The sequence below is a fragment of the Modicisalibacter radicis genome (assembly GCF_900961225.1).
In the GTDB taxonomy this organism is placed as follows: domain Bacteria; phylum Pseudomonadota; class Gammaproteobacteria; order Pseudomonadales; family Halomonadaceae; genus Modicisalibacter.
The window spans coordinates 87,716-110,665 of record NZ_CAAHFN010000087.1 but is presented as its reverse complement, the minus strand read 5'-3'; the positions used below and the strand labels follow the sequence as shown (position 1 = coordinate 110,665).

At 66.5% G+C, this 22,950-nt stretch carries 23 protein-coding genes; 9 read left to right on the top strand and 14 right to left on the bottom strand.

Annotation, left to right across the window (positions count from 1 at the left end; all coding sequences use genetic code 11):
* Positions 1-6 precede the first annotated feature (6 nt).
* The 6 genes from nuoF to HR9077_RS16435 all read right to left on the bottom strand — a co-directional run bounded on the left by nuoF (position 7) and on the right by HR9077_RS16435 (position 5,568).
* Positions 7-1,365, bottom strand: a complete 1,359-nt coding sequence (nuoF, locus tag HR9077_RS16460; protein ID WP_136068234.1) for an NADH-quinone oxidoreductase subunit NuoF — start codon at positions 1,363-1,365, stop codon at positions 7-9.
* Entirely contained in the window at positions 1,362-1,871 is a 510-nt protein-coding gene (gene nuoE / locus HR9077_RS16455) for an NADH-quinone oxidoreductase subunit NuoE (protein WP_136068232.1), read from the bottom strand. Before nuoE ends, nuoF begins: the two co-directional genes overlap by 4 nt.
* Position 1,872: 1 nt before the next feature.
* Positions 1,873-3,648, bottom strand: a complete 1,776-nt coding sequence (gene nuoC / locus HR9077_RS16450) for an NADH-quinone oxidoreductase subunit C/D (RefSeq protein WP_136068230.1) — start codon at positions 3,646-3,648, stop codon at positions 1,873-1,875.
* Between the two features lie 51 nt (positions 3,649-3,699).
* Complete coding sequence (locus tag HR9077_RS16445) at positions 3,700-4,380, bottom strand: NuoB/complex I 20 kDa subunit family protein (RefSeq protein WP_136068228.1); 681 nt, start codon at positions 4,378-4,380, stop codon at positions 3,700-3,702.
* A 98-nt stretch (positions 4,381-4,478) separates the two neighbouring features.
* Positions 4,479-4,886: an NADH-quinone oxidoreductase subunit A gene (ndhC, locus tag HR9077_RS16440; RefSeq protein ID WP_136068226.1), complete on the bottom strand. Its 408-nt coding sequence runs from the start codon at positions 4,884-4,886 to the stop codon at positions 4,479-4,481.
* A 253-nt stretch (positions 4,887-5,139) separates the two neighbouring features.
* A complete protein-coding gene (locus HR9077_RS16435) occupies positions 5,140-5,568 on the bottom strand; it encodes a YqaA family protein (RefSeq protein ID WP_136068224.1) in 429 nt (142 codons plus the stop codon).
* A gap of 63 nt (positions 5,569-5,631) precedes the next feature.
* Between HR9077_RS16435 and thiD the strand changes: the two genes are divergently transcribed.
* Together thiD and HR9077_RS16425 are read left to right on the top strand one after the other, a co-directional pair.
* Positions 5,632-6,444, top strand: coding sequence for a bifunctional hydroxymethylpyrimidine kinase/phosphomethylpyrimidine kinase (gene thiD, locus HR9077_RS16430; protein WP_136068222.1), 813 nt, complete (start codon positions 5,632-5,634; stop codon positions 6,442-6,444).
* 98 nt (positions 6,445-6,542) lie between these two features.
* Positions 6,543-7,388 (top strand): universal stress protein, encoded by an 846-nt coding sequence (locus HR9077_RS16425; RefSeq protein ID WP_136068220.1) that lies wholly within the window; start codon positions 6,543-6,545, stop codon positions 7,386-7,388.
* A gap of 96 nt (positions 7,389-7,484) precedes the next feature.
* Here the strand turns inward: HR9077_RS16425 and HR9077_RS16420 are convergent, their stop codons facing one another.
* On the bottom strand, positions 7,485-8,516 hold the full coding sequence (locus HR9077_RS16420) for a TRAP transporter substrate-binding protein (RefSeq protein WP_136068218.1): 1,032 nt from the start codon (positions 8,514-8,516) through the stop codon (positions 7,485-7,487).
* Positions 8,517-8,647: 131 nt separating this feature from the next.
* Here HR9077_RS16420 and dtd point away from each other — a divergent pair, with 131 nt between their 5' ends.
* Positions 8,648-9,085 carry a D-aminoacyl-tRNA deacylase gene (gene dtd / locus HR9077_RS16415; RefSeq protein ID WP_136068216.1) on the top strand — a complete coding sequence of 146 codons (438 nt, stop codon included), beginning with the start codon at positions 8,648-8,650 and terminating at the stop codon, positions 9,083-9,085.
* 27 nt (positions 9,086-9,112) lie between these two features.
* On the opposite strand, the gene HR9077_RS16410 is transcribed toward dtd, so the two are convergent.
* The gene (locus tag HR9077_RS16410; protein ID WP_136068215.1) at positions 9,113-11,047 is read right to left on the bottom strand and encodes an ATP-binding cassette domain-containing protein; all 1,935 of its coding nucleotides are present in this window, start codon (positions 11,045-11,047) and stop codon (positions 9,113-9,115) included.
* Positions 11,048-11,101: 54 nt separating this feature from the next.
* On the opposite strand from HR9077_RS16410, the gene HR9077_RS16405 reads away from it, so the two are divergent.
* From HR9077_RS16405 to HR9077_RS16395, 3 genes are all read left to right on the top strand, one after another.
* On the top strand, positions 11,102-11,647 hold the full coding sequence (locus HR9077_RS16405) for a TIGR02444 family protein (protein WP_136068213.1): 546 nt from the start codon (positions 11,102-11,104) through the stop codon (positions 11,645-11,647).
* Positions 11,648-11,777: 130 nt separating this feature from the next.
* Positions 11,778-12,416: a TRAP transporter small permease gene (locus HR9077_RS16400; RefSeq protein WP_136068211.1), complete on the top strand. Its 639-nt coding sequence runs from the start codon at positions 11,778-11,780 to the stop codon at positions 12,414-12,416.
* 45 nt (positions 12,417-12,461) lie between these two features.
* Positions 12,462-13,745 carry a TRAP transporter large permease gene (locus HR9077_RS16395; protein ID WP_136068209.1) on the top strand — a complete coding sequence of 428 codons (1,284 nt, stop codon included), beginning with the start codon at positions 12,462-12,464 and terminating at the stop codon, positions 13,743-13,745.
* A 261-nt stretch (positions 13,746-14,006) separates the two neighbouring features.
* On the opposite strand, the gene dctP is transcribed toward HR9077_RS16395, so the two are convergent.
* A complete protein-coding gene (gene dctP / locus HR9077_RS16390) occupies positions 14,007-15,038 on the bottom strand; it encodes a TRAP transporter substrate-binding protein DctP (protein ID WP_136068207.1) in 1,032 nt (343 codons plus the stop codon).
* Between the two features lie 168 nt (positions 15,039-15,206).
* On the opposite strand from dctP, the gene HR9077_RS16385 reads away from it, so the two are divergent.
* The gene (locus HR9077_RS16385; protein ID WP_136068205.1) at positions 15,207-15,959 is read left to right on the top strand and encodes an FKBP-type peptidyl-prolyl cis-trans isomerase; all 753 of its coding nucleotides are present in this window, start codon (positions 15,207-15,209) and stop codon (positions 15,957-15,959) included.
* A gap of 408 nt (positions 15,960-16,367) precedes the next feature.
* On the top strand, positions 16,368-17,282 hold the full coding sequence (locus tag HR9077_RS16380) for an AEC family transporter (protein WP_136068203.1): 915 nt from the start codon (positions 16,368-16,370) through the stop codon (positions 17,280-17,282).
* Positions 17,283-17,548: 266 nt separating this feature from the next.
* Here HR9077_RS16380 and HR9077_RS16375 read toward each other — a convergent pair whose 3' ends face one another.
* Positions 17,549-18,457: a LysR family transcriptional regulator gene (locus HR9077_RS16375; protein ID WP_136068201.1), complete on the bottom strand. Its 909-nt coding sequence runs from the start codon at positions 18,455-18,457 to the stop codon at positions 17,549-17,551.
* A gap of 91 nt (positions 18,458-18,548) precedes the next feature.
* Here HR9077_RS16375 and HR9077_RS16370 point away from each other — a divergent pair, with 91 nt between their 5' ends.
* Positions 18,549-19,469, top strand: a complete 921-nt coding sequence (locus HR9077_RS16370; protein ID WP_136068199.1) for a DMT family transporter — start codon at positions 18,549-18,551, stop codon at positions 19,467-19,469.
* A 23-nt stretch (positions 19,470-19,492) separates the two neighbouring features.
* On the opposite strand, the gene trmB is transcribed toward HR9077_RS16370, so the two are convergent.
* The 4 genes from trmB to HR9077_RS16350 all read right to left on the bottom strand — a co-directional run bounded on the left by trmB (position 19,493) and on the right by HR9077_RS16350 (position 22,922).
* Positions 19,493-20,221 carry a tRNA (guanosine(46)-N7)-methyltransferase TrmB gene (trmB, locus tag HR9077_RS16365; protein ID WP_136068197.1) on the bottom strand — a complete coding sequence of 243 codons (729 nt, stop codon included), beginning with the start codon at positions 20,219-20,221 and terminating at the stop codon, positions 19,493-19,495.
* Positions 20,222-20,292: 71 nt separating this feature from the next.
* Complete coding sequence (locus HR9077_RS16360) at positions 20,293-21,090, bottom strand: thiazole synthase (protein ID WP_136068195.1); 798 nt, start codon at positions 21,088-21,090, stop codon at positions 20,293-20,295.
* 55 nt (positions 21,091-21,145) lie between these two features.
* Positions 21,146-21,346 carry a sulfur carrier protein ThiS gene (gene thiS / locus HR9077_RS16355; protein WP_136068193.1) on the bottom strand — a complete coding sequence of 67 codons (201 nt, stop codon included), beginning with the start codon at positions 21,344-21,346 and terminating at the stop codon, positions 21,146-21,148.
* 94 nt (positions 21,347-21,440) lie between these two features.
* Positions 21,441-22,922: an alanine/glycine:cation symporter family protein gene (locus HR9077_RS16350; protein WP_136068191.1), complete on the bottom strand. Its 1,482-nt coding sequence runs from the start codon at positions 22,920-22,922 to the stop codon at positions 21,441-21,443.
* Positions 22,923-22,950 lie beyond the last annotated feature (28 nt).

The following is a 22,950-nucleotide window of genomic DNA, read 5'->3' as shown; positions in this document are numbered from 1 at the left end:
TTGCGCTCATACCGCGCCCACCGGGATGGGATCGGCGTGGGCGTTGCTCGGCGGATGCGCGACGCCGCGCTCGAACTCGTCGCGGAAGTACTTGAGCGCCGACTGCAGCGGCATCGCCGCGCCCGGGGCATGAGCGCAGAAGGTCTTGCCCGGCCCCAGGTCGCTACCCAGCTTGTCGAGCATCTCCAGGTCGCCGCGCTCGCCCTCGCCGCGCTCGAGCGACTGCAGGATCTTGACGGTCCACGGCAGGCCATCGCGGCACGGCGTGCACCAGCCGCACGACTCCCGGGCGAAGAACTGCTCGAGGTTGCGCACCAGCGACAGCACGCTCTGGTCCTCGTTGATCACCGTCAAAAGCCCGGTGCCCATGCGACTGCCCAGCTTGCCGATGGTGTCGAAGTCGAGCGCTTCGTCGAGGTGCTCGGGCAACAGGAAGCCGGTACTGCCGCCGCCGGGCAGCCAGGTCTTGAGCGCACGGCCGTCGCGCATGCCGCCGGCGCGCTCGAGCAGTTCGCTGCCGCGGGTGCCGATCGGCAATTCCCACAGCCCCGGCTTGGCGACCTTGCCCGAGACGCCGTAGAGCTTGGTGCCGCCATCGTTGCTGAGTTCGCCGGACAGCGCCTGATACCACGCGGCGCCGTGGCGCATCACCGCCGGAGCGTTGCAGAAGGTCTCGACGTTGTTGACCACGGTGGGCTTGCCCCAGGCGCCCGACTGGCCCGGAAACGGCGGCTTGGCACGCGGGTTGGCGCGGTTGCCCTCCAGCGAGCTGATCAGCGCCGTCTCCTCGCCGCAGATGTAGCGCCCGGCGCCGGTGTGCAGGGCAATGTCGAAATCGTAACCGCTGCCGGCGATGTCGTTGCCCAGCCAGCCGGCGGCACGCGCCTCTTCGATCGCGCGGGTCAGGGCCCGGGCGGCCTCGACGTACTCGCCGCGCAGGAAGATGTAGCCGAAGCGCGAGTGGTTGGCGTAGCCGCCGATGATCATGCCTTCGATCAGCAGGTGCGGCAGCTGTTCGAGCAGCAGGCGATCCTTGAAGGTGCCCGGCTCCATCTCGTCGGCGTTGCACACCAGATAGCCGCGCGGGATGCCCTCGCCCTTCATGGTCAGGCTCCACTTCATGCCCGCCGAGAAGCCGGCGCCACCGCGCCCGCGCACGTTGGCCTCCTTCATGGTGGCGATCACGTCGTCGGACGACTGGTGGTCGAGCACCTCGCGCGCGGCGGCGTAGCCGTCCTTGTCGAGGTACTCGTCGAGCCCGACCACGGCGCCGTCCTCGCGCAGCCGCCAGGTCAGCGGGTGGGTCTCGGCGCGGCGCTCGGCGGCGCTCTGGCGCAGCTGGCAGTGATAACGACTCACGCTCATGCATAGCCCTCCAGCAGATCGGCCACGTCGTCGGGCGCGACGGGACCGTAGGTGTCGTCGTCGACCATCAGCGCCGGGCCGCGGTCGCAGGCGCCCAGGCAGCACACCGGCAGCAGCGTGAAGCGGCCGTCCTCGGTGGTCTGGCCCAGGCCGATGCCGAGCCGTGCCGACAGCGCCTCGAGCAGCTCATCGTAATCGTTGAGAAAGCACGAACTGCTGTCGCAGACCAGGATCACATGGCGCCCTACCGGCTGGCGGAAGATCAGGCTGTAGAAGGTCGCCACGCCCTCGACGGAGGCCGGGCCGATGCCCAGCACCTCGGCGATGGCGGGGATCGCCGCGTCGGGCACCCAGCCGTGGCGGCGCTGGACGATCTTCAGCGCTTCGATGCAGGCGGCCTGGGGCTGCTCGTAATGGTCGCGCTCGTGCGCGATGGCATGGCGGTCCTCGTCGGCGAGGGTAAAGCCTTCGCCATCGCTGGCGATCTGTCGTGCGGTCTCGGTCATGTCAGCGATCCACGTCGGCCATCACGAAATCGATACTGCCCAGGTGGGCAATCAGGTCGGGCACGAAGCCACCGCGCATCACCGCCGGAATCTGCTGAAGGTGCGGAAAGCTCGGCGTGCGGATACGTGTACGGTAGCTCATGGTATTGCCGTCACTGGTCAGGTAGTAGCTGTTGATGCCCTTGGTCGCCTCGATCATCTGCTGCGACTCGTTGGGCTTGAGCACCGGCCCCCACGACACCTGCAGGAAGTGGGTGATCAGCGTCTCGATGTGCTGCAGCATCTTGTCGCGCGGCGGCGGCGTGGTCAGCGGATGGTCGGCCTTGTAGTCGCCGGCCGGCATGTGATCCACGCACTGCTGGATGATCCGCAGGCTCTGGCGCATCTCCTCGATGCGCAGCTGGCCGCGATCGAAGACGTCGCCATTGCTGCCCAGCGGAACCTCGAAATCGAAATTCTCGTAGCCGCCGTAGGGGCGCTTCTTGCGCAGGTCGAAGTCACAGCCGGTGGCGCGCAGGTTGGGCCCGGTCACCCCCCAGGCGAGCGCCTCGCGGGTGGTGAAGGCGGCGACGTGGCGGGTCCGTTCGCGGACAATGGCATTCTCCATCATCGCCCGCTCGTACTCGCGCAGCCGCTTGGGCATCCAGTCGAGAAAGCCCTGCACCAGCGTCTCCCAGCCGCGCGGCAGATCCATCGTCACCCCACCGATGCGGAACGACGCCGGGTGCATGCGAAAACCGGTGATCGCCTCGATCACCTCGTAGCCCTTCTGGCGATCGGTAAAGGTGAAGAACACCGGCGTCATGGCCCCCAGGTCCTGCAGGTAGGTCCCCAGGAACAGCAGGTGGCTGGTGATGCGGAACATCTCGGCCATCATGATGCGAATGGTCTGCGCCCGCTCGGGCACCTGGATCCCGGCGAGCTTCTCCACCGCCAGGATGTAGGGAAAGTTGTTCATCACCCCGCCGGTATAATCGACCCGGTCGGTGTAGGGAATGTAGCTGTGCCAGGATTGACGCTCGCCCATCTTCTCGGCGCCGCGATGGTGATAGCCGATATCCGGCACGCAGTCGACGACCTCTTCGCCGTCGAGTTGCAGGATGATGCGGAAGGCACCGTGGGCCGAGGGGTGGTTGGGTCCCAGGTTGAGGAACATGAACTCGGTGTCGGCGTTCTCGCGCCGCATGCCCCAATCCTCGGGCTTGAACTTCAGCGCCTCCTGTTCGACGTCCTGGCCCTCGACGGTCAGGGTGTAGGGGTCGAACTCGGTGGCCCGCGCGCCATGGTCCTTGCGCAGCGGGTGGCCGTTCCAGGTCGGCGGCATGAGGATCCGGGTGAGATGCGGATGCCCCCGGAAATCGATGCCGAACATGTCCCACACTTCGCGCTCGTACCAGTTGGCGTTGGGGTAGATCGACACGCTGGTGGGCAGCGCCAGGTCGTCCTCGTGCAATGCCACCTTGAGCATCACATCGCGGTTTCGCGCTATCGACAGCAACTGGTAGAAGACCGTGAAATCCGACGCCGGCAGGCCGCGCCGATTGCCGCGCAGACGCTCGTCGATCGCCGACAGGTCGTAGAGCATCTCGAAGGGCTCGGGCATGTCGCGCAGGAAGCTCAGTACCTCGATGACTATGTCACGGGCCACCCACAGCACCGGCATGCCGGTCAGCGTCGCCTGCTCGAGGATGGCTTGATCGCCGAAGCGCTGCTTGAGCGCGCCGACGACAGGATCGTCGGCGGCCGTCGAATCGATGGTCGGTGTGGCAACGCTCATGGACGTGAACTAGCTCCTGCAACAGAAGGTGGAGACGGGTTCAGGTACTGCTCAGACACTATCGGGCGTACGCAACTCGGTGGCCTGGATGCGCCGCTCGCGGTGCTTCTCGCGCTGCGAAGGCATCTCGGCGCGGTAGACCCCCTGGTCGCCGACGACCCACGACAAGGGCCGCCGCTCCTCCTGGATCGAGTCCTGGAGCAGCTGCAGCCCCTGCAGGAACGCCTCGGGCCGCGGCGGGCAACCGGGTACATACACATCCACCGGCAGGAACTTGTCGACGCCCTGCACGACCGAATAGATATCGTACATGCCCCCGGAGTTGGCGCAGGAGCCCATCGAGATCACCCACTTGGGCTCGAGCATCTGATCGTAGAGCTGCTGGATGACCGGCGCCATCTTGATGAAGCAGGTCCCGGCGATGACCATGAAGTCCGCCTGGCGCGGGGAGGCACGAATCACCTCGGAACCGAAGCGGGCGACATCGTGCGGTGCGGTGAACGCCGTGGTCATCTCCACATAACAGCACGACAGGCCGAAATTATAGGGCCACAGGGAGTTCTTGCGACCCCAGTTGACGGCCGAGTTGAGCACTTCTTCCAGCTTGCCGGTAAAGACGTTGCGATGGATCTGCTGCTTCATCGGGTCGTCCTCGACCCGCTGGCGCTCGCCCAGCGGATAGCGCGCATCCGCTGACACGGCGTCTTCGGCACGCGTGAGGGTATAAGCCATGCATCTCCTCCAGCTAGCGGCTAGCTGCCACGTCGTTGTTGAGCATCCGGACCGATGCCGGAACGGGCCCGGCCACGGTCGAGGCCGGAGCGCCCGGGTCAGGAACCGGGGTCGCGCATCTTGCGTTTCGGGGCCCAGTCGAGGGCACCGACACGGCTGTCGTAAACCAGGCCGGCGAGCAGAATGAAGATGAAAACCGCTGCGCCAGCGAAGCCGACCCAACCCACTTCACGCACCGACACGGCCCAGGCGAACAGGAACACGGCCTCGATATCGAAGATCACGAAAAGCATCGCGACCAGATAGAACTTGACGGAAAAGCGCTGGCGAGCACTGCCCGTACCCACCACGCCGGACTCGAAAGGCAGGGATTTGCTGCGTCCCTTGCTGCGTCCACCCAGCAGGCTGGAAGCACCGACCATGAAGGCGCACAGGGCCATGACGGCAACGACGAACAGGCCGACAGCCCAGTATTGCGCGATGATCGCGGTAGCGTTCTGGTTCATGCATTCCCTCGTTCAAACCATGAACGGCAGGCAGGCCCAATCGTCAAGCGACCAGTGTTTGTATAGTGGTTATTACCTGTCATTTGCCCGTACGGGTTAAGCATAGGAGATCATTAGAGAATTGTCAGAGGCAAGCTGTACTTTCGGTGCACCCTCGCGAACTGAGAAACATTCGTAGTCATCGACATCCCGCGCCGTTCACCCTACCCACCCCATCGGCCGGCATGGCTCGTCCTTGAATCCGGGCAACGTGTCAGCACAGCGGCGCGAGCCAGCGCCCGGCCAGCCATAACAGCACCGCGTAGCGTGCCCCCTTGGCGAACGCGATCAGCAGGCTCGCGCGCCACCAGGGCAGGCGCATCACACCGGCCACCACGGTCAGCGCATCGCCCACCAGCGGCGCCCAGCTCAACAGCAGGCTCCACGCGCCCAGCCGGGCGTACCAGCGCTCACCGCGCGCCAGGACGTCCGGCGAGACAGGGAACCAGCGCCGCCCCTGAAAACGGCGGGCATAGCGCCCCAGGGCAACGTTGACCAGGCTTCCGAGCGTGTTGCCCAGCGTCGCCACCCCCCACAGCGCCAGCGGCGGCTCGCCGAGACACCACTGGCGCGCCAGCCACACTTCCGAGCCGCCGGGCAACACGGTGGCGCTGGCCAGTGCCACCAGAAACAGGCTCAGCATGGCCGACACCCGGGCCGATGCACTAGGCTATAGCTTTCCCGACACAGTAAGCCGTCTTCGATAATGTCCGCGACTCCTCGTATCGCCAACGTCCTGACCATCGCCGGCACCGACCCTTCCGGCGGCGCCGGCATTCAGGCCGACATCAAGACCTTCTCGGCGCTGGGCACCTATGCTACCAGCGTGATCACCGCCGTCATCGCGCAGAACACCTGTGGCGTGCGCGCGGTCACCCCCGTGGCCGCCGAGATGGTGCGCGCGCAGATCGATGCCGTATGCGAAGACATCGCCATCGATGCGGTCAAGATCGGCATGATCGGCGACATCGACCTCGCGAGAACGGTACGCGACGCCCTGCAACGCTACCGGCCGCGCTGGGTCGTGCTCGACCCGGTGATGGTCGCCAAGAGCGGCGACATCCTGGTCGACGACGAGGGCATTGCCGCAGTACGCGAGATCCTGGTGCCCTGCGCCGACCTGATCACCCCCAACCTGCCCGAGGCGGCGGTACTGCTCGGCGCCGACACGCCGCGCGACGCCGATGCCATGCAGGCACTGCTCCCGCGCCTGCTCGACCTGGGCGCACCGAACGTGCTGCTCAAGGGCGGCCACCTCGACGGCGAACGCTGCCCAGACCTGCTGGGCTCCACCGAGGGCTACAGCTGGCTCGAGGCCGAGCGCATCGCCACGCAAAACCTGCACGGCGCCGGCTGCACGCTGTCCTCGGCGATCGCCGCCCACCTGGCGCGCGGCGAACCGCTGGTCAGCGCCGTCCAGCACGCCAAGGTATGGCTCAGCCAGGCGCTGCACGAGAGCCACCGACTCGACGTCGGCCGGGGTCGCGGTCCGGTGCATCACTTCCATGCCTGGTGGTAGCCGGCCGGCGAGACTTGCAGACCCCGATGGGCCGCACCATGCTTCCAGTCACGCTCGAGACGTCAGCGCCGAGCGACCAACCGTGGGAGGATGCCGTCATGCCTCAGACCCTGCTGTTCGCCTGTGACCTTTCCGCCGAGAATCGCGCCGCCTTCGCCCGGGCGGTGCGCCTGGCCGTGGACAACGGCGCGCGCCTCGACGTGCTGCATGTGCTCGATCCGCATTTGCCGCGCCAGGCGTTGCACGATCTGGAAGGCGCCGTGGTCGCCGACATGGAACGCACCCTGCAGGACCTGCGCGAGGACTATGCGCTCCCCGAGCCCGAGGTGCTGATCCAGACCATGACCGGCGACCCCTACGCCGAGATCGTGCGCGAGGCGCACGAACGCGGGGCATCGCTGATCATGCTCGGCGCCCACCGCAAGCGCGGCCAGCCCGACCTGGCGGGCGGCACCACCCTGGCCCGGGTGATGCGCAGCGCCCCCTGCCCGGTGTTCTCGGTCAGCCATTCGCCCGACCAGCAGTGGCGCGACATCCTGGTGCCCATCGACTTTTCCCTGGCCGGCAGGCAGGTCCTGCGCCAGGCGCTTACCCGCTTCCCCGAGGCGCGCTTGACGCTGCTCCACGCCTGGGACATTCCCGGTGAGCATGAACTCGCCTCGAACAGCGACTACGCCCGCTGGCGCGATAGCGAGGTCGGGCGCCTGCGCAGCCAGCTCGAGCGCGAGATCGACCAACTGCTCGACGAACTGGGCGACGTGCCCGAGCTCGAGCTGGTCCTCGAACAGGGCGACCCCAGCGAGGTACTGATGAGCCGCCTGCGGCGCCTGCCCCCCGATCTCCTGGCTTTGGGCAACCAGTACCGCCGAGGCCGCCCCAGCCCGCCATGCGAGCAGCTGCTCGCCGAGCCCCGCTGCGACCTGATGGTCTGCCGCGCCTGGTAGCAGCCGGCACGACGCCCGGGCGGACCCGATCAGGCGGCCACCGCCATCAAACAGGCCCGGCGCAATGCCGGGCCCGCTGCTTGTCGGCCGCGCGGATCAGTTGCCGCCTCGGCCACCCTCCTGCTCGGCGGCCGCGATATCCCTTTCCAGCGTCTCGAGAATCCTCTTGCCGCGCTCGCCGGCCCGTTCGACGTAAGTGTCGCGGACCGGCATGCTCAGCTCGCGGAAGGCGGCACGCTGTTCCTCGTCGAGTGTGGAAACCTGAATGTCGCTGCTCTCCTCGATGGCCTCGAGACGTGCGTCGTTGAACTGCGCCTGCGTGGCGAAGATGTAGCGGCGCAGGTCCCCGGTGACCTCGTCGATCATCCGCCGCCGCGCGTCCGGCAAGCCCTCGTAAAAGTCGTTGGCGACCACCAGCGTGGTCATGAACTGCGCCGGCTTGGCCTGGATCAGGTAATCCTGGACTTCGTGGAAGCCCATCTCCGCGATGGCGAAGAGCGGGTTGGCCTGACCATCGATCCGATCGAGCTGCAGCCCTGAATAGACCTCGGAATAGGGCATCGGTACCGGATTGGCACCATAGGCACGGTAGGACTCGACCAGGATCGGCGAGGTCATGGTGCGAATCCTGAAGCCTTGCATATCGACGGGCATGCGGATCGGGCGATCGGCGGTCCAGGCCATCCAGCCTTCGGGAATCACCCCGAGCAGCTCGAGGTTCTGCTCGTTATAGGCTTCTTCAAGCATGCCGACGGCCTCGGAACCGCTCAGCACCTCCTCGTTGATCGCGTTATCGTCCGAGAACAGGAAGTGCAGGGTGAAGACCCCGGTCTCCGGTATCACCGAGGCCAGATGGCCCGGCGAGGCGAAAGCCAGCTGGACGGCATCCTGCTGGACCAGCTCGGTCAGCTGCGAGGAAGTCCCCAGCGAGCCATACGGATAGATCTCGACCGTGATATCGCCGTTGGACTGTTCCTCGATACGCTCCTTGAACGCTTCGGCATAGGCGTCCTGCACGCCGCCATCGGCTTCTTCGAGGGCGAAACGCCAGGTTTCCGCGTGAGCCAGGCCCATCAACGGGAGCCCCGCGATGGCGACAGCGGTGGCCAGGGCGATTTTCCTGCGCATCGGGTTATCCCCTTTTCGATGGTGACCTGTTCAGGACAGCTTGAGCGAGGGCTGGCCGGAAATCCAGCCGCCCCTGGTGGCGACATGCTACGCTCGTCCGGCGGACAAGGTTCTTGGCGACGGGGGTGCCCATGCGAGCATTGATTCAACGCGTCAGCCACGCCAGCGTCGCGGTCGACGGCCGGACCGTCGGTGCGATCGATCACGGCCTGCTGGCGCTGATCGGCGTGCAGAAAGGCGACGATGCGGCGTGCGCCGACAGACTGTTGCACAAGCTGCTGCACTATCGGATGTTCGGCGACGCGGCGGGCAAGATGAACCGCGACCTGCGACAGGTCGACGGCGGGCTGTTGCTGGTCTCGCAGTTCACCCTGGCCGCCGATACCGGCAAGGGCCTGCGGCCGGGCTTCTCCAGTGCGGCCCCGCCCGATGAGGGCCGGCGGCTTTTCGACCACCTGCTCACCCAGGCGCACCGGGCCTGGCCGCGCGTCGCCAGTGGCGAATTCGGCGCCGACATGCAGGTCGCGCTGGTCAACGACGGACCGGTGACCTTCCTGCTGGAAACCTGAATCACACCTCCGATCGAGTGCTCCGGATCAGCTTTCGCCGACCAGTTCGGCTTGCAGTTTTTCCAGTTTCTCCTCGGCCTCGAGCCAGGCCTGCTCGAGTGCATCCACCTCGGCCTTGAGTTCGCCCTGGCGGGTCAGCAGATCGGTCAGCTCGGCCTTGCGCGCCGCATCGGTGTAGAGCTCGGGCTCGCCCAGCGCCGCCTCGAGTGTCTCGAGCCTGCCCTGGGCCTCGCTCATGCGCCGCTCGACCTTGTCGCGCTCGCGCTTGAGCGGACGCAGCTTCTCGCGCAGCTCGGCAGCGGCACGCCGCGAGGCCTTGCGGTCGGGCGCCGGCGCCTCGGCCGTTGCGTCGCCGGCCTTCTCGGCACGCGCCTCGCGCCGCGCTCCCTCGAGACGCGCCTTTAGCCAGGCCCGGTAGTCGTCGAGATCGCCGTCGAACGGCGTCACCTTGCCATCGGCGACCCGCCAGAACTCATCGACCGTGGCGCGCAGCAGGTGACGGTCGTGCGAGACGATGATCACCGTGCCCTCGAAGGCGGCCAGTGCCTCGGTGAGTGCCTCGCGCATCTCCAGGTCGAGATGGTTGGTGGGCTCGTCGAGCAGCAGCAGATTGGGCTTCTGCCAGGCCACCAGGGCCAGCGCCAGGCGCGCCTTCTCGCCGCCGGAAAAGCGTCCCACCTCGCCGAACGCATCGTCGCCGCGAAAGCCGAAGCCCCCCAGGAAATTGCGGATCGCCTGGTCGCTGGCCGTCGGCGACAGCCGCTGCACGTGCATGAACGGCGTGGCGGTCAGGTCGAGCCCATCGAGCTGATGCTGGGCGAAGTAGCCGACCTTGAGATGCTCGCCGGGCACCCGCTTGCCGGCCAGCAGCGGCAGGTCGCCGGTCAGCGACTTGATCAGCGTCGACTTGCCGGCGCCATTGGGCCCCAGCAGGCCGATACGCTGCCCCGGCAGCAGCGTCAGCTTGACGCCGTCGAGCAGCGCCGAGTCCTCCGCATAGCCCAGCCGCGCCTCGTCGAGCACCAGCAGCGGATGCGAGGTCTTGTCGGCGGACGGCAGCGTGAAGTGGAACGGCGAATCGACGTGGGCCACGGCGATGGTCTGCATGCGCTCGAGCATCTTCAGCCGGCTCTGCGCCTGACGGGCCTTGGTTGCCTGGGCGCGGAAGCGCGCCACGAAGCGCTCGATCTCCTCGCGTCGCGCCTGCTGCTTGGCGGCCTCGGCCTGCTGCTGGGCAAGCTTGTCGGCACGGGTGCGCTCGAAGGTGGTGTAGTTGCCGCTGTAGAGCGTCAACTGGCGCCGCTCGACATGCACGATGTGTTCACACACCGCGTCGAGGAAATCGCGGTCGTGGGAGATCAGCAGCAGGGTGCCGGGGTAGCGCGTCAGCCACTGCTCGAGCCACAGCAGCGCGTCCAGGTCGAGGTGGTTGGTGGGTTCGTCGAGCAGCAGCAGGTCGGAGGGCATGAACAGCGTCTGGGCGAGGTTCACGCGCATCCGCCAGCCACCCGAGAACGCCGCCAGCGGACGCTCGAGATCGGCCTGGGTGAAACCCAGGCCGACCAGCAGCCGAGCGGCCCGGGCCGGCGCGCTGTAGCCGTCGAGCGCCTCGAGCCGACCGTGCAACTCGGCCTCGCGATGCGCCTCGCCGCTGGCGCTGGCGGCATCGAGCGCGGCCTGGGTGCGGCGCAGTTCGCGGTCGCCGTCGAGCACGTAGTCGAGAATCGAGCGCTCGAGCGACTCGACCTCCTGGGCCATGTGGGCGATACGCTGACCACCGGACAGGCTCACCTCGCCGCGGTCGGGGGCCAGCTCACCGAGCAGCAGCTTGAACAGGCTCGACTTGCCGCTGCCGTTGGCACCGACGATACCGGCCTTGTGACCGTGGTGCAGAGTCAGCTCGGCGTCCTCGAACAGCGGCTGAGTGCCGCGTTGCAGGGCCAGCTGGCGTAATGCGATCATGCCGTTCTCCCGTCGACTCCAAAGGCTTCAAGGACGCACTGTTCGTCGTCGCTAATGACCGACCATTGTACCCAATCCCCCTTCGCCTTGGCCGCCCCCGATGCACTCTGGCGCTACGCCCTGGCCATGTACGCCGATCCAGCGATCGCCGGCGCCTGCCTCGACCTGCAGGACCGGGCCGATGCCGACGTCTGTGAACTGCTGTGGCTGGGCTGGCTCGATCACCTCGGCCTGGTGACGACCCCGGGGGTCTCGGAGGCCCTGGCGCCGGTTCGCGAGCATCAGGCCCGCCAGACCTATCCCCTGCGCGCCCGTCGCCGCGCCCTCAAGCCCCTGGCCCGGCCCGGCTCGCCACTCGCCGATTGGCGCGAACGGCTCAAGCATGCCGAGCTGGCAGCCGAACGCGAGGCCCTGGCACAACTGCAGGCCCTGACACGACGCGGCGAGGGGGTTCGCCCCTGGCGCGCAACCGACGATGACCTGTACATCCGCCTGGCCCGGCACATGGAGCGCCGGTTCGACGCCACCTTCGCCGGCCCGCTGGCCACACTGGCCGTCGGCCTGCAGGCGACGCAAGCCCCGGGCGACGTGTGGCACTGATGCCGCAAAGGCTGTAACTTCAAAACGAGTGCTTCGCCTGCGTCCATGGGCCACGCTGCCGGTGGCCCTCAGGCCGGATGTCCGCCATCAACGGCACGCCAATCCTGACACAACAAGGAAAGCTTGCGACATGACCCAACCATCCTCGCCCCCCGGCGATAGCCAGAAACGATACGGCGGTCTGCTGCGCATACTGAGCATCCTCGATCGGGGGCTTGGGGTGGTCGAGCGAACCATCGTAGCGGGCAGCGTACTCATCATGGCCGCCCTGATGAGCGCTCACGTGGTCGGCAACATCCTCTTCGGCAGCGGTATCGCCGGCACCTACGAAGTCACCGAGATGCTCATCGTGGTGATCACCTTCGTCGGCGTAGGCTACGCCGCGCGACACGCCCGTCACATCAGCATGTCGGCCATTTACGATCAGCTCGGCGGTCGCCTGCGCAAGGCGCTGATGATTGTCATCTGTCTCGGCACGGCCGTGCTGATGTTCTATTTCGCCTACAAGTCGGCCGAGTACGTCATCACCATCTACGGCCGGGGGCGGGCCAGTGCCTCGCTGGGGATCCCGCTATGGATCGTCTATCTCGCGCTCCCCGTCGGTTTCATCCTGGCTGGGGTCCAGTACCTGCTGACCGCCGCACGCAACTTCGCAAGCGACGACATCTATCGCTCATTCACGGAGAAGGAAACCTATTCCGAGATACCCGACGACGACAACGACAACAACGATGCGCCTGGCCGCGACGAGTCAAAGCGCGATGTATAACCACGCGACAAGACCAAAAACCATGGTAGACACGGGGATTATCTCATGCTCATCTGGCTAGGCGTAATCATGCTCGTGCTGCTCCTGCTCGGGTTTCCGATGATGGTCCCCCTGGCGGCGGGCACGCTTTACATGATGTTTACCGGCATGACCTTCTTCGGCCCGGACCAGGCGGTCAGCTGGATGATCAACGGTGTGGGCAGTTGGGTGCTGGCCGCGGTACCGATGTTCATCTTCGCCGCCGACATTCTCACCAAGGGTCACACCGCCAACCGGCTGCTCGACGTCGTGGACGTCTTCACCCGCCAGGTGCGTGGTGGCCTGCCCATCACCACCGCCGCATCCTGCGCCCTGTTCGGTGCCGTATCGGGCTCCACCCAGGCAACGGTAGTGGCGATGGGCGGGCCGATGCGACCGCGCCTGCTGGCCCGCGGCTACTCCGACAGCTTCACGTTGGCGCTGATCATCAATGCCAGCGATATAGCGTTGCTGATTCCCCCCAGCATCGGCTTCATCGTCTATGGCGTGGTGATGAAGACCTCGATCGGCGACCTGTTCCTGGCCGGCATCCTGCCGGGGGTGCTGATTCTCGGGATGTTCGCGGTCTACTGCTACATCGACGCACGCCTGAAGGGCATCGAGCCCGAACCCAAGGCGACCTGGAGCGAGCGCTTCCGCGCCATTCGCCGGGTGATCCTGCCGATGGGCTTTCCGGTGCTTGTCGTCGGCGGCATCTATGGCGGTTTCTTCAGCGCCGTCGAGGCTTCCGCGGTGGCCGTGGCCTATGCCCTGATCCTGGAGGTGGTCATCTACCGTCAGGTCTCGATCCGCGACCTCGGCAGCCTCGCCCTGTCCACCGGCATGATCACCGCCGTGGTGTTCATCCTCGTCGCCATTGGCGCCGCCTTCTCCCAGACCCTGGGAACGGCCGGCATCCCGGAAAAGATCCTCGGCCCCATCATCGATGGCATCGGCGACAATCAGTTCCTGGCCTTGCTGCTGATCGCCGCCGCCTTCTTTGTCGGCTGCATGTTCGTCGATCCGATCGTGGTCATCCTGATTCTGGTGCCGATCTTCAAGCCGCTGGTCCAGTCCACCGGACTCGATCCGGTGCATGTCGGCGTCATCGTCACGCTGCAGGCCGCCATCGGCTCGGCCACGCCGCCGTTCGGCTGCGACATCTTCACGGCCATCGCCGTGTTCCGCCGCCCCTACATGGACGTGATCCGCGGCACGCCACCGTTCATCGCCATCCTGCTGCTGGCGACCCTGGTGCTCATCCTGTTCCCCCAGATATCCCTGCTGCTGCCCTCCCTGGGCGGCGATTGATCGCTGCGGCCCGGCTACGCGCCGGGCGATTGGCCCGCGTGGCCACGCCACAAGGGACATGCCCGGCCTGCCGCATCGAGCGGGCCGGGCATGTCCATGCCACGGAATCGGCCGGCGCTGCCGCGGCAGCACGCCAGGCCCCGCACGAGAAAGCCCCTGCCGCGCACCGGAACCCCGGACGAAAACGAAATCGCCCGGAAGCAAGGCTTCCGGGCGATGGTGACGCGGCGGGCCGGCTAACCGGCCTGCCAGGCTACGACATCAGGAACCCTGATTGCCGGCCCCTGCCTTGTCGATCTCCTCGAGCAGGATGTCGAGCGACTGCTTGCCGCGCTCGCCGGCCATGTCGACATAGGTCTGGCGAACCGGCTTGGCGAGTTCACGGAACTTGGCACGTTCCTCGTCATTCAAGTAAATGACGTTGATGTCACTCTTTTCCTTGATGATGTCGAGACGCTCGGAATTGAACTGCGTCTGAATATCGTGGCCCTTCTGGACCATTTCATCCAGCGTGGAACCGACCATCTGACGCTGCTCGTCGGACAGCCCTTCGTACCAATCGAGGTTACCGATCAGGTTGGCGATGAACTGCGACTGATCGGCGAAGATCATGTAGTCCTGAACTTCGTAGAAGCCCATGTTCTCGTGGGCGAAGACAGGCTGGATGTTGCCTTCGGCCTGGCCCTGCTGCAAAGCGCTGTATAGCTCACCATAGGCGATGGTGATCGGGGCCGCGCCGTAAGCCTGATAGGTGCTGCGCAGCAGGCTGTTATCCATGACGCGGATCTGCAGCCCCTGCATGTCTTCCGGGGTACGGATCTCCTGGTTGGCGGTCCAGACCTGATAGCCCTCGGGCAGCGCGCCCAGCGGTACCAGATCGCGCTCGCGATACGCCTGCTGCCAGGGATCGCTCTGCAGGAAGGCATCGGAGTTGAGTATCTTCGCCGTTTCGAGCTGATCGTTCGGCATCACGAAGTTGAGACTCATCAGCTGACTTTCCGGCACCGTGCCGCCGAGAAAGCCAGAGCCGAAACCCATCTGGATCGAACCGTTCTGAATTGCATCGTAGAGCGCCGAGTAGCTCGAGCCCCAGGACCCGTAGGGGAGAAGTTGCACGGTGATATCACCGTTGCTCTTCTCCTCGATCATTTTCTTGAATTCTTCGGCGTAGCCATACTGAACACTGCCTTCGGTCTCCTCGAGGCCGAAGCGCCAAGTTTCGGCGAATGCCGATGAAGCGACACCCACCATACCCAAAGCGGTCACACCGATAACGATATTGCGCATTTGCATACTTGTCCCCTTTATTGTCGATGTTGATTCAGAAAAGAGCAAAGCCACAGCAATGTCAAGTCGGGGCCCGGGCGTCGCATGGGTGCGGAACAAAATCAGCCCTGTTAGAGTCCCATGACACGTTTGGCGCCCCATCATTGTGCCGAATCACGCAACCAAGGAGGTTTCATGAAAACTCGGGTGACCGCCGTTGCCTTAACGCTACTGGCAAGCGCGCCGTGGGCCCTCGCCGCCCCCCAGAGCGATCAGGAAAAGCTCAGCTACAGCATCGGCGTCACGCTCGGCCAGAGCCTCTCCCAGGATATCCAGGATCTGGATATCGACAGCTTCAACCAGGCCATCGAGGACGTTTACGCCGACAACGACCTGCAGATGAGCAAGGAAGAGATGACCCAGGCGCTGACCCAGTTCCAGCAGCAGCAGAACGCCGAGCGCCAGAAGCAGGCCAAACAGGCCGCCGAGCAGAACAAGGCCAAGAGCGAGGAGTTCCTCGCCGAGAATGCCGAGAAGGAAGGCGTCGAGGTCACCGATTCGGGGCTGCAGTACAAGGTGCTCGAATCGGGCGACGGCGCCTCGCCGGATGCCAACGACACCGTCAAGGTCGACTATGAAGGCAAGCTGATCGACGGCACCGTCTTCGACAGCTCCTACGAGCGCGGCGAACCGGTCGAGTTCCGCGTCGATCAGGTCATTCCCGGTTGGCAGGAAGCACTGCAGATGATGAGCGTCGGCGATACCTGGATGGTCTATCTGCCTTCCGACCTGGCCTACGGCCCCGCCGGCACCGGCGGTCCGATCGGCCCCAACCAGGCACTGACCTTCAAGGTCGAACTGCTCGACGTGACCAAGGCCGACGCCCAGGACTCGGGCCAGGCGGAAAACGCGGAAGGCGATCAGAGCGATAACGACCAGAACGGCTGAGAGTGCGCGTTGCAGGACCGAGCCCTGGCGCCGGTATACAGACGTGTTCCTGATGCGCTCCAAGGCTCTCGAGCAAGACTCGCCACGCGAGTGACGCTCGACCCTGCACGCCAATGAACTGCACCCCGAAAGTTGGACACCCGTCCGACCTTCGGGGTGTTTTCGATGGCAAGATACGACGGGAACTGCAAGCGGCGGGTCGTAGAGCCGTGCCTACGTGAGGGCGACAGTCAGCGAGAGGTGGCGGTCGCGCATTGTCGTCGTCCGGGCGATACGATGGGCGTTGTGGCAAGTCCATCCTGGCCGGCAAGATCGCGATAAGCCTAGCAGCTCGTCAGCGCCGGCGACCCGGGCAGGATGTCGCATCCGCCGGCCGCTTCGGTCGAACTCGATGACGAAGGAGAGCCGATGAGTAGCGTTCAGGGTGCCCTGGGCCCGCTGTTCCTGTTGATCCTGCTGGGAGCCCTGCTCGGCTGGCGGCGCCTGCCCGGCGGCGACTTCTGGGCGCAGCTGGAGCGCCTGGTCTATTTCCTGCTGTTTCCCGCCATGCTGGTATCGACGCTGGCCACCGCCGATGTTTCCCAGGTCCCGGTGGGGCGCGTGGCCATCGTGCTGCTGGGCGCCATCGCCGGTTTCGCGGCCGTGCTGTGGTGGGCCCGCCCCGCGCTGGGACTCGACGCCGCGGCGTTCACCTCGGTGTTCCAGGGGGCTCTGCGCTTCAATACCTACGTCGGTGTCGCCGGCGCGGCCGCCCTGCACGGCGCCGCCGGGGCGACGGTCGCCGCGGTGGCGGTGGCGCTGATGGTGCCGATCGTCAACGTGCTGTGCGTGGCCTGTTTCATCGCCGCCGGCACCCTGGGCCCGTCGAGCCTCGCCAGGAGCCTGGCGGCGCTGACCCGCAACCCGCTGATCCTTGCCTGCCTCATCGGCATCGGGCTCAATCTATCGGGCATCGGCCTGCCGGGCTGGAGCGAGCACGCCGTCGGCCTGCTGGGTCGTGCCGCCCTGCCCCTGGGCCTGGTCGCGGTGGGCGTGGCGCTGCGTCCGCGCGCGCTGGTCCGCCTCGACCGGGGCGTGTGGGTCACCCATCTGGTCAAGCTGTTGCTGATGCCGGCCACGGTGCTGGCGCTGGCCCGGCTGACCGGGCTCGACCCGGTCAGCCGCGATGTCGCGCTGCTCTTCGCCGCCCTGCCCACCGCCACCTCGGCCTATATCCTGGCGCGTCAGCTGGGGGGCGATGCCGAACTGATGGCGGCGCTGATCACCGGTCAGACGCTGCTCGCCATGCTCAGCCTGCCGGCCTGGCTGGCGCTGTCCGGGTAGCCGCGGACCCATCCCGGGCTTTATTGAAAATATTTCTCTTTTAGATTTGACAACCAAAATGAGAACCATTACCTTTTGATTGTGGCGTTCGCCAAAGCGCCACGGACCATCGCAGCGAATGTCAGGTTCCTGCCATGGTTATCTCCTCATCAAGCTAGTCACGGTCTTACAGCCGCCCTCACGGGCGGCTTTTTTTGTGACGCCATCCCGACGCGTCGTTTTGCTCACCGGCCCCCTGCATCGTGTCCGCCGTCATCGGCGGCCACTCAGCGCAGCGTCTCCGCGCGCCATGGCCCGCGTGCGAAAAGCCGTTCGCGCAGCAGGCCGGCCAGCGCCTCGACGGCGGGGCGCGAGGCTCGTTCGATCTGCGTGGCGCAGTGCAAGCGTGCCTCGCAGGGGGCAAGTGTCGGCAGCCCTTGCGCCTCGCCCAGCTCGCGCATCGACGGCGTCAGGCGCTGGCGGTCGATCACGCCGATCGCCAGTCCCGCCTCGATCGCTTTCTCCACCGCCTGGATGCTGGTACTGGTAAACACCGCATGCCAGGGCCTGCCGATGGCCTCCAGCGATTCCACCGCCAGGTCCCTATAGGGGCAATCGATGGGATGCAGCGCCAGCGGCAGACTGAAGCGCTCGGTGAGCTGCCCCAGGCGGGGGCCAGCCCACACCGGTGAGGTCTGCCACAACGCTTCGCCACCGGGCAGGCGCCGCGGTCGATCCAGCAGCACCGCCAGGGCCAGCCTGGATTGGCTCAACTGACGGGCCAGCTCGCCGCTGGTCGCGGTGAACGCCTCGAGCAGGACGTCGGGATGGCGCGCCATGAAATCGGGAAGTACATCGCCCAGCAATTCACGCGCGTAATCCTCGGGCAAGCCGAAACGCACCCTGCCACCCAGCCCGCGGCCGGTGAAGCGCGCCAGCATGCCATCATGCAAGCGCAGCAATTCGCGCGATTCACGCAGCAGCGACTCGCCCGCCGCGGTCGGTATGACGCCGCGCGGGCCGCGCTCGAGCAGCCGGGTCCCCAGCACGTCCTCGAGCCGCTTGAGCTGCATGCTGATCGCGCTGACGGTGCGGTGACGCTGCTCGGCGGCGCCAGCCAACGAGCCCAGGTGCGCCGCTGCCTGAAAGGTACGCAACAGCTCGAGATCGAGGGCGGCGGTGGAGACTTCACTCATGCTGAACCCTGGATGAAATATTATTCGATTTATTGAAGCCCGATGCTGCGCCACGCTCAAGCCCTGAATTCGCCTACACAGGGAAAAGCGCATGGCGACATCGCTGGTGTCCTTGCTGGTCGCGTTGGGCTTCGTGGTGTGCTGGAGCTCGGGATTCATCGGCGGCCGGCTGGCAGCCGAGGCCGCCCTGCCGCCGATGGCGCTGTTTGCCTGGCGCTTCGCGTCGGCCGCGCTGTTGACTGCCGCCTGGTGGCGGATAGCGGGGACCCGCTCGGCCCCGCGCCGCGACCTGCTCATCGAGGCGGGGATCGGTAGCCTGACCATGGGCGGGTATCTGCTCGGCGTGATGCTGGCGATCGAGGCCGGCGTAGGCACCAGTGTCACCGCCTTGATCACCGCGCTGCAGCCGCTACTTGCGGCGTGCCTGGCCAGCCGGCTGCTGAAAGAACGCTCGGGCGGGCTGCGCTGGCTGGGCATGGCCATCGCCAGCGCGGGGGTCGCCCTGTGCGTCGCCGACGATTTCAACGCCCAGGGCGGCGCGGCGTTGTGGGCCTATGGACTGCCGCTGCTGTCCGTCGTGTCGGTGACGCTGGGCAGCGTACTCGCCGCGCGCTACCCCACGGCCCTGGCCATGGATGCCACCCTGACCGCCCAGTTGGCGGCGGCGACCGGCGTGTTCGCGGTCGCCGCGCTGATCGAGGGCCACGGCCGGGTGCCGCTTCCGGCGCTGGATACGTCCACCCTGGCGGCCATCGGCTGGCTGGTGTTCTTCTCCAGCCTCGGCGGTTACGGCTTCTTCGTCGCCTGCCTGCGCCGCTTCGGGGTCAACCTGACCTCGACACTGATTTATCTGACCCCGCCGGTGACGATGGTCTGGGCGGCGGCGATGTTCGGCGACACGCCGGGAACGCTGGGGATACTGGGCATGCTGCTGGCCTCGGCCGGCGTCGGCGTGGCGTTGATGGGAGCCGTCACGCGATCGCCGGTCGCCGGCAGCCGGCGTGCCTGCTGAACACTCGCCAGCCGCGCCGTCGCTCAGTCGCGGGCGAAGATCAGGTCCCACACCCCATGACCGAGCTTCGCGCCGCGCCGCTCGAACTTGGTGAGCGGGCGGAACCCGGGGCGCACCACGTAATCGCCCTCGGTCGCGGTGTTGCGATAGCCCGGCGCTGCGGCCATCACCTCGGCCATATGCTCGGCGTAGGCCTGCCAGTCGGTGGCCATGTGCAGCGTGCCGCCGGGCTTGAGCCGGGTGCGCACCAGCTCGACGAACCCCGGCCGGACGATGCGCCGCTTGTGGTGTTTCTTCTTCGGCCAGGGGTCGGGGAAGAACAGTTGCAGGCCATCGAGGCTGGCCTCGGGAATGCACTGCGACAGCACCTCCAGGGCGTCCTCGCGGTACACCCGAAGGTTGGCCAGTTCGCGCTTGTCGGCCTCGTCGAGCAGCTTGCCCACCCCCGGGGCGTGAACCTCGATACCGATGAAATCGGTTTCCGGGTGGGTCTCGGCCTGCTCGATCAGCGAGGCGCCCATGCCGAAGCCGATCTCCACCACCCGCGGCGCGCGGCGCCCGAACAGCGCATCGAGATCCAGCGGGCCATCGGCGACACGCAGCCCGAGGCGCGGCCAGACCTCCTCGAGGCCGCGGTTCTGGGCAGCGGTCATGCGCCCGGCGCGCAGCACATAGCTCTTGATGCCGCGCTGAGGGCGCGGCTCGTCGGATGCTGGAATCCCGGGGTCGACGCTCGAACGGTTATCGGTCATGCCACTCGCACTTGGGTTGGTTGGAATGGGAAGCTTCGAACGTGGACGCTCTGACGCGACGTGCCGTGCGCTCAGGCATTGATCCGCCCGCTGGCGGGAGACGAGGCCTCGGCGCGCTCGCGCCGCGGCATGCGCTCGGCAAGAAAGGCTTCGCGACCCGCCTCGATGGCCTTCTTCATGGCCCCGGCCATGACCACAGGATGGCGGGCGTGAGCGATCGCCGAATTCATCAGCACCCCGGCACAGCCCATCTCCATCGCCAGCGCCGCGTCGGAGGCGGTGCCGATGCCGGCGTCGACCAGTACCGGCACGCCGGCATTTTCGACGATCAGCGCCAGGTTCGCCGGGTTGAGCAGGCCGTGCCCCGAGCCGATCAACGAACCCAGCGGCATCACCGCGCTGCAGCCGAGCGCCTCGAGTTCGCGGGCGACGATCGGGTCGTCGCTGGTGTAGACCATCACCTCGAAGCCGTCGCGGACCAGCTCGTCGGCGGCCTTGAGCGTCTCGACCACGTTGGGGTAAAGCGTCTTGTCGTCGCCCAGCACCTCGAGCTTGACCAGGTTGTGACCGTCGAGCAGCTCGCGCGCCAATTTGCAGGTCCGCACGGCGTCCCTGGCGGTGTAGCAGCCGGCGGTGTTGGGCAGCAGCGTGTAACGCTCGGGGGAGACGGCGTCGAGCAGGTTGGGCTCGTCGGCGTTCTGCCCCAGGTTGGTGCGGCGCACGGCGAAGGTGACGATCTCGGCGCCGCTGGCGGCGACCGCCGCGGCGGTCTCGTCGAGATCGCGGTACTTGCCGGTGCCGACCAGCAGCCGGGAATGGAAAGCACGTCCGGCGACCTGCCACGGCCGGTCGAGTTGAAGATCGCTCATAAGGGCTCCGAGAGAATAGTGACTGCGACCATCGCCGCTGTCGCGCTGCCCGCCATCAACCGCCGCCGATGGCATGTACCACTTCGACCCGGTCGCCATCGGCCAGCCGGGTCGCGGCGTGCTGGCTACGCGGCACGATCGCTTCGTTGACCTCGACCGCGATACGCCGCCCCGTCAGGCCCAGCGTCGCGACCAGGTCGTCGATGGTCGGCTCGCCGTCGAGAGCGTGGCGTTGTCCATTGAGCTGTATCTGCATGGCGCCTCTACCTCTGATGATCAAAGCAATGACGGCCCGTCGTGGGAACGGACCGTCATTTTAACGCCAAACCGCGTCGCGAACACCCTCGACGTCAGGCGTCCCGCGGCGGCCAGACGTCGCTGTCGACCTGCTCGGGCTTTCTGAGCACCTTGGGGTCGAACACCGGCTCGGCGATGCCCTCGCGGCGCTGGCGCTCGTAGTCCTGGAGCACGCGAATGGCGATCGGCGACATGATAAGGATCGCGAACAGGTTGGTGGTCGCCATCAGCCCCATCGCCAGGTCGGCGAAATGCCAGACGAATTCGAGCTCGGCCAGGGCGCCGATCATGGTCATCCCCAGGACCGCCCAGCGCAGCACGCTCACCGCCCGCTTGGCGTGGCCGCGGAACAGGTACTCGATGTTCACCGCCGAGAACGAGAAGTTGGCGATGATCGAGGTATAGGCGAACAGCAGAATGGCGATGGCGATGAAGATCTCGCCGAACGTCCCCAGGTGATCGGCCATCGCGTCCTGGGTCAGCTTGATGCCCTCGATCGAGTCGCCGGGGGAATTGCTCAGCAGCGTTTCGTAGACCCCGGACAGCAGGATCGCCACCGCCGTGCAGCTGCAGATCACCAGGGTATCGACGAACACCCCGAACGACTGCACCAGCCCCTGCGCGGCGGGATGCTTGACCGTGGCCTGGGCCGCGGCGTTGGGCGCCGAGCCCATGCCCGCCTCGTTGGAGAACAGCCCGCGCTTGATGCCGTTCTCCATCGCCGCCTTGATCGCGTAGCCGGCCGCGCCGCCCACCGCCGGGCCGAAGCCGAAGGCACTCTTGACGATCAGCGCCAGCATCGCCGGCACCTCGCCGATATTGGCGAACAGGATCCACAGCGCGACCAGCAGGTAGGCGATGGCCATCACCGGCACGATCATCTCAGCGGTACGCGCCACCGACTTGAGGCCGCCGAAGATCACCACCGCCACCACGCAGACCAGCACGATGCCGGTCAGCCAGTTGGGGATACCGAAGGCGCCGCTCATGCCCTGGGCGATGGTGTTGGACTGGGCGGCGTTGAAGGCCAGGCCGTAGGCGATCAGCAGGAAGATCGCGAACAGCGCGCCCAGCCAGCGCCAGCCCAGGCAGCGCTCGATGTAATAGGCCGGGCCGCCGCGAAACACGCCGTCCTCGTTGCGATGCTTGTAGGTCTGCGCCAGAGTCGACTCGACGAAGGCCGTGGCGAAGCCCACCAGGGCGGTCATCCACATCCAGAAGATCGCCCCGGGGCCACCGACCCACAGGGCGATCGCCACCCCGGCCAGGTTGCCGGTGCCGATCCGCGCCGCCAGCGAGGTGGCGAACGCCTGGAAGCCGCTGACCCCCTCGCCGGCGCCACGCGCCGAGACGGTGACCCGCGCCATGTGGCCGAACAGCCGAAACTGCATGCCGCGGGTGAGCACGGTGAACAGCAGCCCCGCGCCGAGCAGCAGATAGACCAGTATGTAGCTCCAGATGAAGTCGCTGACCGGCATCATCACCGCTTCGATACTGTCGCGCAGCGGCGCGACGAGCGACATGAGGGCTTCCATGGCAGTATTTCTCCTTGGCTGTTGTTGT